13 protein-coding genes and 1 pseudogene are annotated in these 13,992 nt (G+C 39.0%); all 14 read right to left on the bottom strand.

Annotated features, from left to right (window positions below):
- Positions 1-68 precede the first annotated feature (68 nt).
- The 14 genes and pseudogenes from A194_RS0108915 to lgt all read right to left on the bottom strand — a co-directional run bounded on the left by A194_RS0108915 (position 69) and on the right by lgt (position 13,941).
- A complete protein-coding gene (locus A194_RS0108915) occupies positions 69-326 on the bottom strand; it encodes an HPr family phosphocarrier protein (protein WP_017186505.1) in 258 nt (85 codons plus the stop codon).
- A gap of 107 nt (positions 327-433) precedes the next feature.
- Positions 434-1,381, bottom strand: coding sequence for a DNA-binding protein WhiA (whiA, locus tag A194_RS0108920; RefSeq protein ID WP_017186506.1), 948 nt, complete (start codon positions 1,379-1,381; stop codon positions 434-436).
- A 34-nt stretch (positions 1,382-1,415) separates the two neighbouring features.
- A complete protein-coding gene (locus A194_RS0108925) occupies positions 1,416-2,372 on the bottom strand; it encodes a gluconeogenesis factor YvcK family protein (RefSeq protein ID WP_017186507.1) in 957 nt (318 codons plus the stop codon).
- The gene (gene rapZ / locus A194_RS0108930; RefSeq protein WP_017186508.1) at positions 2,369-3,253 is read right to left on the bottom strand and encodes an RNase adapter RapZ; all 885 of its coding nucleotides are present in this window, start codon (positions 3,251-3,253) and stop codon (positions 2,369-2,371) included. Before rapZ ends, A194_RS0108925 begins: the two co-directional genes overlap by 4 nt.
- Positions 3,254-3,510: 257 nt before the next feature.
- Complete coding sequence (gene trxB / locus A194_RS0108935) at positions 3,511-4,461, bottom strand: thioredoxin-disulfide reductase (protein WP_017186509.1); 951 nt, start codon at positions 4,459-4,461, stop codon at positions 3,511-3,513.
- 112 nt (positions 4,462-4,573) lie between these two features.
- A complete protein-coding gene (locus A194_RS0108940) occupies positions 4,574-5,587 on the bottom strand; it encodes a tetratricopeptide repeat protein (RefSeq protein WP_017186510.1) in 1,014 nt (337 codons plus the stop codon).
- Between the two features lie 353 nt (positions 5,588-5,940).
- Positions 5,941-7,581, bottom strand: a pseudogene (locus A194_RS17975) (glycerol-3-phosphate dehydrogenase/oxidase).
- 21 nt (positions 7,582-7,602) lie between these two features.
- The gene (gene glpK / locus A194_RS0108950; RefSeq protein ID WP_017186513.1) at positions 7,603-9,096 is read right to left on the bottom strand and encodes a glycerol kinase GlpK; all 1,494 of its coding nucleotides are present in this window, start codon (positions 9,094-9,096) and stop codon (positions 7,603-7,605) included.
- A 33-nt stretch (positions 9,097-9,129) separates the two neighbouring features.
- Positions 9,130-9,936, bottom strand: a complete 807-nt coding sequence (locus A194_RS0108955) for an MIP/aquaporin family protein (protein ID WP_017186514.1) — start codon at positions 9,934-9,936, stop codon at positions 9,130-9,132.
- A 204-nt stretch (positions 9,937-10,140) separates the two neighbouring features.
- Complete coding sequence (locus A194_RS0108960; protein WP_017186515.1) at positions 10,141-10,704, bottom strand: glycerol-3-phosphate responsive antiterminator; 564 nt, start codon at positions 10,702-10,704, stop codon at positions 10,141-10,143.
- Positions 10,694-11,245, bottom strand: coding sequence for an acyltransferase (locus A194_RS0108965; RefSeq protein WP_017186516.1), 552 nt, complete (start codon positions 11,243-11,245; stop codon positions 10,694-10,696). Before A194_RS0108965 ends, A194_RS0108960 begins: the two co-directional genes overlap by 11 nt.
- A 4-nt stretch (positions 11,246-11,249) precedes the next feature.
- Positions 11,250-11,888, bottom strand: a complete 639-nt coding sequence (gene ppaX / locus A194_RS0108970) for a pyrophosphatase PpaX (RefSeq protein ID WP_017186517.1) — start codon at positions 11,886-11,888, stop codon at positions 11,250-11,252.
- Positions 11,885-12,838: a nucleoside recognition domain-containing protein gene (locus A194_RS0108975; protein ID WP_017186518.1), complete on the bottom strand. Its 954-nt coding sequence runs from the start codon at positions 12,836-12,838 to the stop codon at positions 11,885-11,887. The genes ppaX and A194_RS0108975 overlap by 4 nt, the downstream gene beginning before the upstream one ends.
- A 215-nt stretch (positions 12,839-13,053) precedes the next feature.
- Positions 13,054-13,941, bottom strand: coding sequence for a prolipoprotein diacylglyceryl transferase (gene lgt / locus A194_RS0108980; protein ID WP_017186519.1), 888 nt, complete (start codon positions 13,939-13,941; stop codon positions 13,054-13,056).
- Between the last annotated feature and the right edge of the window lie 51 nt (positions 13,942-13,992).

A 13,992-nucleotide genomic window follows, 5' to 3' on the forward strand; every position in this document is an offset into this window, starting at 1 on the left:
CTTGGCAGTCTCAGCCTAAATCACATCATAAAAACAAAAAACGAGCGTTATTGCACGCTCGTTTTCATTTACTCTTCAGTTTCCATTAATGAAGCTAATGTGTTGATCGCTTGTTCTTCGTCGGCACCTTCTGCTTGTAGTGTTACTTCTTCATTCGTACCAATCGCTAAGCTCATGACACCCATAATACTTTTCGCATTCACGCGTTTGCTTCCTTTTTCTAAAAACACTTCTGATGAAAAGCGGTTAGCTTCTTGAACAAATTTTGCAGCTGGTCTAGCTTGTAAGCCAGTCTCTAAATTGACAGTCACTTTTTTCTCAACCATACTGACTCTCCTCTCTATTACTAATCGTTCGGTTATAAATTCATGTTATGATGACAAATGATTAAAATGTATTATAGCATAAATGTAAATTTTGGTACAACGAACACCTATTTTTCAAGGAGTTCGCCTTTCCTTAGTTTTTCAGCATATTCATCGATCTTGCGGAAGCGGTGGTTCAATCCTGATTTACTGATCGTACCTGATTCCGCTAAATCGACTAACTCTTTCAATGATACTTCTTGGTGCTTCATTCTTAATTCTGCTGCTTCTCTTAATTTCTCAGGTAATGACTCGATGCCAACGACTGCATCGATGTATCGAATGTTCTCCACTTGCCTAAATGCTGCGCCAATTGTTTTATTTAAATTAGCGGTTTCACAATTAACTAAGCGGTTAACTGAGTTACGCATATCGCGCATAATTCTGACGTCTTCAAACTTAAGTAAAGCTTGGTGTGCACCAATTAAAATAAGGAACTCAGTTATTTTTTCGGCTTCTTTTAAATACGTAATAAAGCCTTTTTTACGTTCATGTGTTTTAGCATGTAAAGTGAAATCATTCATTAAGTCAACGATTGCTTCGTTATGCTCTTCGTAAAGTGTGAAGATTTCTAAATGATAAGAAGATGTTTCAGGATTGTTAACTGAACCTCCAGCTAAAAACGCCCCTCTTAAATAAGACTTTTTACAACATTCATTTTGTAAATATTGTTCAGAAATTTGACGTTTAAATGTGAAAGGTTCTTCTAAAATGCCAAGTTCCGTTAAAACGTGTTTAACCCGCTCGTTCATTCGCACGATATATATATTGTTTTTCTTAAGGCGCATTTTTTTACGTACTAGTAATTCGACAGGTATGTTATATAAGTTCTTAATTAACGTATAAATTCGCCTTGCGATCGCTGCATTTTCTGTTTGAACGTCTAAAATGTATAGGCGGTTTGAAAACGACAGAGAACCATTCATACGAATAAGTGCAGACAGTTCAGACTGTTTACAGCAGTCGTCTGTCTGAATACCTGTTAGTTCTTTTTTAGTTTCAGAAGCAAATGACATAGTAATTCCCCTTCAATCGATCAAATTACTTTAATTATAACAAGTTATAGAGAAGTTTAGCGATTTTATGCTCATGGTGTTTTAACGTACCATCAGTATGTAAATCAGCTATATCTCCTTCAATGACTTGCACTTTCATATCGTTTAATTGTTCGTAATCACAAACAACTGGTTCTGCCAATTCTTTTTCGTACTCTTGTTTAATAGTACGCTCAATTTTTTGTCCATGAACTATGATTCCGTCTACAAATGAACTTCCGACATGGCGATGTAGTGCTTCAACATGCTCCGAAGCTGTATATCCTCGCGTTTCACCGTACTGGGTCATCACGTTACATACATAGACAGCATTCGCCTTCGTTTGACTTAATGCGTCTTTTATTTCCTCGGAAATCAAATTTGGGACAATACTCGTATACAAACTTCCCGGTGCTATGACAATAAGTTCGGCTTGCTCAATCGCTTTTACCGCTTCTGGTAATGGTTGCACTTTCGGTGGATCATAGAAGACATGCTTAATTTTTTTATTCACTTTAGGAATATTAGATTCTCCACGCACGACAGTTCCATCTTCGAATTCAGCTTTTAAGTACATGTTTTCATTCGCGATTGGATAAATGCGTCCTTTTACGTTAAATACGCGTGAGATCTCTTTAATACCTTTATAAAAATCGCCAGTAATTGACGTCATTCCTGCTAAAATTAAATTCCCTAATGCATGACCTGACAGCCCATCACCACTATCAAAGCGGTGTTGGAATAACTTTAATAAAGTCGGCTCAACATCAGACATTGAGGCGATGACTTTACGAATATCTCCAGGGGCTGGAATGTCTAAGTCTTCGCGAAGACGTCCCGAGCTACCGCCATCATCTGAAACTGTAACAATTGCTGATAAGTTGATCGGAAATTTCCTTAAACCACGAAGTAGTACAGGCATTCCTGTACCACCACCGATCACTACTACTTTAGGTCCGTTCACATCTGTCATGATTTCTTAACCTTACCTTTCCCAATATCTCGGTGATAAACGTGCGATGTAAAATCTTTTTGGACTATTTCTGAGATTTTCTGTGCTAAGGCAACTGAACGATGTTGACCACCTGTACAGCCAATACCGATGACTAACTGGCTTTTACCTTCTCTTTGGTATTGTGGCAGCATGAATTCGAGTAAGTCCGTTAGTTTTCTTAAAAAGTTGCGCGTTTCTTTCCACTTCATAACGTACGAAGAAACTTCTTGATTTAATCCTGTTAACTCACGCATAGATTCAACATAATGCGGGTTTGGTAGGAAACGAACATCAAAAATTAAATCAGCATCAATTGGAATACCATGTTTATAGCCAAAGGAGACTAATTGAACTGAAAAGACGTGTTGTTTTTGTTCTTTATATTGACCGATAATTTTCTCACGTAATTGTCGAGCCGTTAATTCTGACGTATCAATGATCGTCTGCGCTCGACCTTTTAACTCATCTAATATGTCACGCTCTTGGTTGATCCCGTCCAACGGTAATCCGTTAGGCGCTAACGGGTGAGATCGTCTTGATTCTTTGTAGCGTTTAACGAGTGTTTCTTTGTTCGCATCTAAGAACAATATGTGCTCAGCAATGTCTTCATCAGTTGTGAAGTGATTTAAATTGTCATATAACGTATCGAAAAACTCTCGCCCTCTTAAGTCCATGACGACTGCGAGTTTTTTGTTCTCTTTGTTCTCTTTCATGAGTTCAAGAAACTTTGGAAGCAATGTAGGTGGTAAGTTATCGACACAAAAGTAACCTAGGTCTTCTAAGCTTTGAACTGCTACAGTTTTCCCAGCACCAGACATGCCTGTAATTATAACTAATTCGACTTTGTTACCGTTCCCCATGACCATCACCCTCACGTTCGAAATAAGTTCTTCTTATCATTATACATTGAAAAGCAAGTCATGACTATGAATGGATATTGAACAGTTTTGGTATTTGGTAGAAAATTTTAAAGAAGCACAGAAAAAACACAGGCAGAAAATCTACCTGTGTCCACAGAAGCTCTATATAGAATAAAGGGGGTCAATTATTTAAACCCATTATAACAACTCAATGTTTCATCCGTATTACAGCACCATTAAAATGGAGTTACGGTTTATTATTGTTTAATTTCTAGCTCTTCTAATAGGTCTTCAATGTAGTGCTGTGCTGATTGTGCAGCGATACTTCCGTCACCTGTAGCTGTTACAATTTGGCGTAATTCTTTATCACGAATGTCACCAGCTGCAAAAATTCCAGGCACTGAAGTTTTCATAAGCTCATCTGTTTGAACCCAGCCTTCTTCATTCGTAATACCAAGATCAGTGAACGCATCATTTAATGGCAACATACCGATGTAAATAAATACGCCTTCGATTTCTTCTTCACGCTCTTCACCTGTTTGGTTATCATAAAGAACAGCACTTCCGACTTTGCCGTCTTTTTCTTTAATTTCTTTTAACTCTGTGTTCCAATAAAAATCGATCTTCTCATTATCAAAAGCACGATCTTGTAGAATCTTTTGTGCACGTAGCTCATCACGACGGTGAACAATTGTTACTTTTTTCGCAAAACGTGTTAAATAAATTCCTTCTTCAACAGCAGAGTCTCCCCCACCGATCACGAATAGTTCTTTTTCTTTAAAGAAAGCACCGTCACATACAGCACAGTAAGACACACCACGTCCGCTGTATTCCGCTTCACCAGGAACGCCTAGCTTTTTATACTGTGCACCAGTCGTTATAATAACTGCGCGTGCTTTATATTCTTTTTCTCCAGCGATGACCGTTTTATATTCTTTTCCGTCAATAATTTGTTTAATGTCACCGTATGCGTATTCTGCACCGAATTTTTGTGAGTGTTGGAACATTTTAGTCGATAAATCCGGTCCTAATATATGATCAAAGCCAGGGAAGTTTTCTACATCTTCTGTATTAGCCATTTGTCCACCTGGCATACCGCGTTCTAGCATTAACGTATCTAAGTTAGCACGAGATGTATAAACTGCCGCTGTCATACCCGCTGGTCCAGCTCCTGCAATAATTACATCATAAATTTTTTCTTCTGACATCAATCTCAACTCCTTAAAGTCTCTATCTCTTTTCCACTTATATATCATATTAAATTCTATTTTATACGACAACTTTTCTGCTTATATGATATTGTCTTCTGAGAAGAGTTGCTTATACCCAACCGTGTGCTTTTAAAAGCCTGTCAAATGAAGGGTGATGCTCTTTAGCTTCTTCCCATATATAAGAGGCCTGTTTAGTTTTATTTATGCAATTTAGTGCGTATCCGTACCATAAGTAGTAGCTTACATAATTAGTCATTTGCTCTTTGTTTAATTTTTTAAACCGTTCGATTGCTTCTTCATGAGCATCGACTTGAGCAAGAGTAACCGCAAGCTTTAACTTTTTCTCATTATACGTTGGATAAATATTAAGAAGCTGATTTAAATAAGCTTCAAACGCCTCCATGTTGCCCATGTGATAGCTGAAGTAGGTTAAATTCATACGACTGTTTAAAGACAAGTCATCTTGCTTTAACCAAGCTTCTTCTAGGGCTACTGCTTCTTCAGCGTGTCCTAGCTGAAATAATGCATACGCATATTCATGTTTAGCTGGCAAATATTCTGGATAGTAAACCGTCATCTCTTCTAACGTTTGAAGTGCTTCAGCCCACTCTTCATGTTCTAAGTGATAAAAAGCCGTCTCTTGATAAAGCATCAGCTCATCTTCTTCGTCAAACTCTAAGTCATCATCTTCTGCTTGTTCAACCATTACTTGTTCTAATAACTTAAGGAGTTCATTCGTTTCTGTTACGAAATCACCTTCTGGATCCTCTTCAAGATACTTCTCTGCATTTTTCTTAGCTTCATAAAAAAGCCCAAGATGAGCATAGTTATTAGCTAGTAAGTAATACGTATCAACATAAGGTTGGTCACTCTTTAACACTTGCTGTAATAAGTCATTGGAACGATGATACTGGTGAAGTTCTGTATATAAAACTGATAATTGACATAGGTATAGCGTATTATCAGGTTCAACTTCTAACGCTTTATTAAACCACTTCTCAGCTTTTTCAAAGTCTTTTCGTTTAAATGCTTTTACGCCATATGTAAAGTAAAAGTCACCATCATGACGAAAAGTCGCTATGTTGTTGGGCATTTCATTTTGTCGATGATGTGTCGTATGCATAAAAGCCTCCTACAGTTCTGATGTGCTAAGTATAACACACTATAATCCGACAAATCGAACAACAATTTGACATCGTTTTGAAATAATTGACTGTTTTAGATTTTGGGAGAGTGACTTAGTTTTTTTGTTTTCTTGGTGGGGTTTTGGCGCTCGGAAGGATTATTTGACGCTCATGAAATTTATTTGGCGCTCGCATCTTTATCAGCGTTTGCGGAATTTTATCAGCGCTCGCATATAATTTATCAGCGCTCGCAATATTTTATCGGCGCTCACTCATCATTTATCAGCGCTCGCAATATTTTATCGGCGCTCACCTCCTCTAAAAAAAGAAAAGTCGCCGGGGCGACTTTTCACTACATCTGCAAACGTGTTTCTTCGATTGTTTTATTTAACTCTGCCTTATATTGCTCATATTGTTCATCTGTCCATTCAAAGTAACGAGCCATTTCTTTCATAATCGCTTCTTTATAAGTTTCGACCCAATCAATGTCGAAGAACAATCCGCTCGTTCTTCTAATTAAGAAGTCTGTTGGTTTGTAAACCATCTCTTGGTCGAGGCAGTATTGTAATTCGGCTAAGACGTCCTTCGGTAAGTCATTGTCGTCAGTTAAGGCGTAATAATTGTCTAACACTTGGCGTGTATTTCCACCATAGCGATTCACCCAACGTAAGACCAATTTTTTATCGAGTTCATTTTGTTCTGCTTCACTAATCATTTCTTGAATGAATTTCGAAAATCCGACTGCCCCCGACTTCACCGCCTGCTAATGGCAATGCTTTGTTTTACTTTTTTCATACGTGTAGCCTAGCTCTGAATTTAGACGCTTGGCTACAAGGTCGATTACGTGTTCAGCCATTTTACGGTAGCCTGTTAACTTACCGCCTGCAATGGATAGTAGACCTGAATCTGACTCTAGCACTTCATCTTTACGTGAAATTTCAGAAGGGTCTTTTCCTTCTTCATGAATAAGCGGACGAATGCCAGCCCAAGAAGACTCTATATCATCATGGGTTAATGCAACGTTAGGGAACATAAATTCTATTGCGTCCATAATATAGTCGCGGTCTTCATCTGTTGCTGTTGGGTTTACTAAATCTTCTTCATAATGTGTGTCTGTTGTTCCTACGTAAGTTTTACCATCACGTGGAATCGCAAAGACCATTCTGCCATCTGGTGTATCAAAATAGACCGCTTGGCTTAATGGGAATTTCTCTTGATCAAAAACTAAATGAACACCTTTCGTATGGAAAAGTTGTTTACCTTTTTTCGATTGGTCCATCGTACGAACCTCATCAACCCAAGGACCTGCAGCATTAATAACGTGGTAGCCATGGATGTCATGCTGCTGACCGTCAGTTAAGTCTTTCACTTTAACACCATAAACTTTACCATCGTTGTAAAGTAGTTGTTCAACTTTCATATAGTTAAAAGCATGAGCTCCGTTTTCAACCGCTTTCTTCATGACTTCGATCGTTAATCTCGCATCATCCGTTTTATATTCAACGTAGTAGCCGCTTCCTTTCAATCCGTCCTCTTTAAGTAGCGGTTCACGATCTAGTGTGACGTCTTTTGATAGCATTTTACGACGTTCAGTCTTTTTAACACCGGCTAAAAAGTCATAGACTCGAAGGCCAAGACTCGTTGATAACGGGCCAAACGTACCGCCTTTATAAAACGGGAGCATCATCCATTCTGGTGTTGTAATGTGTGGACCATTTTCATAAACGATTTCACGTTCTTTTCCAACTTCAGCGACGAGTTTAATCTCGAAATTTTTCAAGTAACGTAGACCGCCGTGAACGAGCTTCGTTGAGCGGCTTGACGTTCCTGCTGCGAAGTCTTGCATTTCTAACACAGCCACTTTATAGCCTCGCGTAGCAGCATCTAAAGCAATTCCTGCTCCTGTAATACCGCCACCGATGACAAGCACATCAAATTGGTCTTTCAATACTTGTTTACTTTCTTGGCGTTGTTTGTTTGTAAATGTGCTCATTTAAAACATCCTTTCTAATTCTTACGATGTAAAAGCTTGTGTCGCCTTTACAGCTCGTTTCCATCCATCATATTGATTGTTACGTTGTTCTTCATCCATTTCTGGCTGGAATGTTGTCTCGACATTCCATTGTTTAGCTATATCATTTTTACTATTCCAAAAGCCAACTGCTAAACCAGCTAAATAAGCCGCTCCTAAAGCTGTCGTTTCATTCACTACTGGACGCTCGACTTCTACATCAAGCATGTCACTTTGGAATTGCATTAAGAAATTATTTCTCACCGCGCCACCGTCAACGCGTAATTTTTTAAGTTCTAATCCTGCATCTTCTACCATCGCGTGAACGACATCTTTCGTCTGATAAGCTAAAGATTCTAAAGTTGCACGTACGAGATGTTCTTTTTCTGAACCCCGTGTTAGTCCGAATACGGCACCACGTGCTTGGCTATCCCAATATGGTGTGCCTAAACCAACGAATGCTGGAACGACATATACTCCGTCAGTTGTATTGACTTGGAGTGCTAGGTTTTCAGTTTCAGATGCTGTTTCAATTAAGCGTAGTCCATCACGCAACCATTGAATCGCTGAACCAGCAACGAAAATACTACCTTCGAGTGCATAGTGAACTTTACCATCAACCCCCCATGCTAGCGTGGTTAATAAGCCATGTTCTGAAGCAACCGCTTCATCACCAGTATTCATTAACATAAAGCAACCTGTGCCGTATGTATTTTTCGCCATGCCTTTCTCAAAACAAGCTTGACCGAATAATGCTGCTTGTTGGTCACCACATGCACCACCGATCGGCACATTTTCCCCTTGAAAGTGATAATCAACTGTATGACCGTACACTGTTGAAGAATCTTTTACTTCTGGTAACATTTCTTTTGGAACAGTTAAGTAGTCTAATAGTTCATCATCCCACCTCAGTTCATGAATGTTGTACATTAAAGTGCGTGACGCATTGGAGTAATCTGTTACGTGAACGTCACCACCTGTTAATTTATAAATTAACCATGTATCGATTGTGCCAAACATTAACTCACCATTTTCAGCACGCTCGCGGACACCTTCTACATGATCTAAAATCCATTTCACTTTCGTCCCTGAGAAATATGGATCTAAAAGCAGTCCTGTCTTTTGCCTAAATGTCTCTTCTAACCCTTGTTGTTTTAAATCGTGGCAAATATCTTCTGTCTGACGTGATTGCCACACAATCGCTTTATAAACAGGTTTACCTGTTTCACGATCCCAGACGACAGTCGTTTCGCGCTGGTTCGTAATTCCGATGCTCACAACTTGTGAAGCTTCGACATCTGCTTTACGCAACACTTCTGTCATACAATGCTGTACTGATGTCCAAATTTCATTCGCATCATGCTCCACTGAACCTGGTTCTGGGAAGTATTGTTTAAATTCTTGCTGTGCCACCTCGACAATTTCCCCACTATGGTTGAACAAAATCGCTCGAGAGCTCGTCGTTCCTTGATCTAGAGATAATACGTATCTTTCCATTTTCCAGTTCCCCCTAAAAAAAGACTTGTTAAATTAGTATTCTAATTGAGCTTTTCTAACCTCAATTTTCGCTGCTGAATAAAAGATTGCGATGATTAACAATGATAGTAACCAAAATGTTAATGAAAACTGTTCTTTAAAAATCGCCATGTAAAAAGCTCCACCATATGCTCCACCTAAAAGTGGCCCAAACAACGGAACCCAAGCATAACCCCAATCCGATGAGCCTTTCTTAGGAATTGGCAAAAAGGTGTGCGCCAACCTCGGTCCGAGATCACGTGCTGGATTAATCGCATAACCCGTCGTTCCACCAAGTGACATACCGATTACGACGATCAGTAGCCCGACAATAACGGGGTTTAACCCTTCTGTAAATTCGTTTGCTCCTATAAACAATAATCCCATAACGAGCATGAATGTACCAATCATTTCACTTACTAAATTTGACAAAGGACTACGTATGGCTGGATCTGTCGCAAAAACAGCTAACTTTGCATTTGCATCATCCGTTGCACCCCAATGCGGTAAGTAATGAAAGTAAACGACAATTGCACCAATAATCGCTCCAATCATTTGCGCCACTATGTATAAAGGTACTTCACTCCATGGGAAATCTCCTGCTGTTGCAAGTCCTAAAGTGACTGCAGGATTTAAGTGAGCGTCACTAATTTGCCCAACAGCATAAACACCCATCGTAACAGCAATTCCCCAAGCAATTGTAATAACGACCCAACCAGAACCTTCTGCTTTTGACTTTTTCAATACAACGCCACCAACGACACCTGCACCGAAAATGATCAAAATCATCGTGCCAATCACTTCACCCATAAATTCTGTCATCGTTTCTCCTCCTGATGTTATTCCTTTATTACAAAAATTTGAAACATGGACAGTGGCAAAATTAAAACATAAAAAAATCCACACGTATTTAAACTACACCCAAAAATGGTTTGTAGTTTAAACACATGTGGATCTCCTAAACTCCGCCACGACAATATTAACTTGTCTCTAAATTTATCAAATCCTGTAAACGCTGTCAATGAATTATGCTAAGTTGAAATCCCAAAGCTCTCTTAATGAGGTTGAAATAGCTGTCGCTCCAGCTTGAATCGCCTCATCGACATCTTGTTGTGTTCGAATTAAGCCGCCAGCAATAATTTTAATGTTATGCTCATCGAGAGTTGATTTGATATTTGAAATGACATGAGGTATAACACCAGGTAACACTTCAACAAAGTCTGGCTTTGTTTTTTCAACTAGATTTAAATTGTGTTCAATTGCTTGACTATCAATTAAAAACATTCGCTGGATCGCTGTTAATTTATACTTTTTAGCTAGTTGAATAACGTTCGTGCGTGTTGAAATAATCCCATCTGGCTTCACATCTTGTCCGAGATATTCCATTCCGTAGTTATCTGTTTTTAGCCCTTGAATTAGATCAGCGTGAACGATCACTTTTTTATTAGCACGTTTAGCGTACTTCACCATTGATTTTAATGACGAAATTCTCGTTTCTAGTAGGACAATGACTTCTGTATCACTTTCTAACAATTTATCGTAGTCTTTCATCTGTTTAACAGCTGGTAAAATGCGTTGGTTATGTAACATCTCGGTTGCTCCCTTCTGATTCAAGGCGAGATTGTGTACGCATTTTTTCTTCGCGTTCTTTTTTCGTGTAAATTACGCGCATCGGATTACCACCAACGAAAGCTCCTGATGGCACATCTTCATGGACTAACGTTGCTGCTGAAACAATCGCACCATCACCAATCGTAACGCCAGGTAAAATCGTCGTATTCGCACCGACCATGACTTCATCACCAATGACCACATCACCTAAGCGATACTCTTCGATTAAATATTCGTGGGCTAAAAGCGTCGTATTATAGCCCACGATACTATTTTTACCGATTGATATTTTCTCAGGGAACATGACATCAGGCATGACCATAAGTGCTAGTGCTGTTTCGTCATCGATTTTCATTTTTAAAAATGTGCGGTAAAGCCAATTTTTCAACTTCAGTGAAGGCGAATAACGGCCTAACTGAATGACGATAAAATTTTTACACACTTTTAATAACGGTACGGTTTTATAAATTTGCCAGAGTGAATTTGATTTTGTAACCGGGTAACGCGTCGTTTTCCGCATCCGATCACTCCTTAATAATATCAATTAAGTCAGACATATAGTTTAACACATAGTCTGGATTTAACGACTCCATATAATCTCTACCTTTTGCCGACCAACCAACTGCTGCCGTTTTCATCCCGGCATTTTGACCAGCATGAATATCATGTGAATTGTCGCCAACCATGATGGTTGTTTCAGGTGTACCATTTAAGGCATGCATACCTTTAAGAACAGGCTCTGGGTCTGGCTTTGCTTGGCTCACATGGTCTAAACCAATGACAACATCGAAAAACTCATTTAGCCCCGTCAGCTCTAACCCTTTACGAGCTGTTTGTTCAATTTTTGTTGTGACAATCGCCATAGGGTAGCCAGATTCATGCAATGACTTAATCGTTTCATAAACACCATCATACATTTCGATATAGGCATCGTGGTGAAGTGCATTGTGTTCACGATACGTTTTCATCATCTGCTCGGTCTGCTCTTCGTCAAGCTTGTTCATCGTATCTTGTAGCGGTGGTCCGATAAAAGGTAAAATCTCTTCTTTCGTGTAGTCTTTTCCTAAGTGTTCTTTAAACGTATGCTGAAATGAGGCAACAATTAATTCATTTGAATCAATTAATGTGCCATCTAAATCAAATAACAATGTTTTGATTGTCATGTTGGTACATCCTCTCTTTCTGCTTCTAGTTCTTTATTCTTCTCGATTCGGTTCCAAATATAAGCAACGAGTGCGGTTAATAGTATGGCTGAAACGAGTCGAATGAGTAACAGCGGCCAGACTGGAATGCCTAGCGGTATAAAGACGAGTGTATCTTCAATAACAGCGTGACAGGTTACTAAAAATATGAGAACGAGATACATATCTTTTTTCGACACACCGTCTTCTTTAACAGCTTGAATCATAAGACCCGCACCGTAAGCAAGACCAATCGTTAATCCAGCCACTAATGTCATCGATGCGTTTTTCTCAACACCAATTACTTTAGTCATTGGTGCTAGTTTGTTAGACATCCAATCTAACCATTTCTTATCGCGCATCCATTGAATCCCGATCATTAACGGTATAACGATCGCCGCAAGCTGCAGAATGCTTAAGAAGGCTGTTTGGACTGCTGATAGGCTGATGTCTAACCAACCTTCAGGCGTAGGACCTTCATTAGAAATCAAGCCATACTGTGCCATTTCGCCTCCACCTTGCCAAAAAATATTAATTAATACAGCAGCAAAAATCGCTAAAAAGACACGCACAGCCATAATAATCCAAAAGTTCACTCCAACTTTGGCTGCTACAGCTGATTCTATAATTAAGTTGTGAGAGAAAGATAGCATAATTGCTAAAATGAAAACTTCCTTCACTGTCAAATCGAAACTGATAATAGCTCCAATTCCTGCATATAAGTTAAGAAGATTACCAAGGACGAGCGGTACAGCCGCTTCCCCTGGTAATCCTAAAAAGCTCATAAATGGTTCCAACCAACTAATGAAGATTGGAAAAACAGGCGTATAACGAAGCATCATCACAATGACAGTGATCGGAAAAATGATTTTACTTAACGCCCAAGTGACAGACAGACCACTTAGGAGACCATTTTTCAGAGTAGATGCCAATTATAAAACTCCCTTTTTGTTTTTCTTTGTTTGATTGATTGGGTGATGCGCTGGTATTTGGCGTTTGTGTGTGACTTTTTGGCGCTCGGGTGCACTTTTTTGGCGTTCACGCATATTTTTTGTCGCTCACGTGATTTTATTGGCGCTCGCATTCACTTTATCAGCGCTCACTCAATTTTATCGGCGCTCGCATTCACTTTATCAGCGCTCACTCTCTATTTCTTTTTCTTCTTTTTACTATTGTTCTTCTTATTGTTTTTAGACTTACCTTTGTTTAGAGAAGTGCCATCATATAGGACTTCAGCGTAACCGTTTTTCTTACGGTAGTACATTAGGAATAACGCACCAGCAATTAACAAGATCGAAATCAGTTGTGCGACGCGAATTTCACCGAATAGGTATAGGCTATCGGTACGTAAAGCTTCAATAAAGATTCGGCCAAACGAATACCAAATGACATAACTGAAGAAAATGACACCGCGACGTGGATTGACCTTATAGCGTAAGTATAATAGGACTACGATTCCGAGTAAACTCCACATTGATTCGTATAAGAACGTTGGATGATGCATGACACCGTCTACACACATGTTTTGCATAATCCAATTAGGTAAATATTGGTGAAAACTTTCATAAATCGATTGAGTGATCGGTCCGCCATAAGCTTCTTGGTTCATGAAGTTACCCCAACGTCCAAGCATTTGACCGATTAATATACTCGGCGCTGCAATATCAGCCACTTTCCAAAATGAAACTTTTTTAGCTTTAGCATAAAAGTAAGCAACTGTTAAGGCGGCTATTAAACCACCGTGGATCGCTAAACCACCTTCTCGTATGTCTATAATATCCATAAAGGAATTGTAGTTTTCCCATTGGAAAATAACATAGTATAATCGCGCACCAATAATCGCTGCTGGAAGGGCAAACACTAATAAGTCTGTAAAAAAATCTTTATGTAAGTTCAGCCTTTTACTTTCTCTGACCGCAACAAGCAGACCAAATAGTGCTCCTAACATAATTAGGAAACCGTACCAATATACAGGGAATGGTCCTAGTTCGATAAAAACGCGATTATAAGGCTCATAAGCACAAGATTGATACATATTTAACTCCCCTTATTCTATTTCTGTATTATCAACATCAATTAATGAGTT

The sequence above is a fragment of the Alkalibacillus haloalkaliphilus C5 genome, assembly GCF_000269905.1.
Lineage (GTDB): Bacteria > Bacillota > Bacilli > Bacillales > Alkalibacillaceae > Alkalibacillus > Alkalibacillus haloalkaliphilus_A.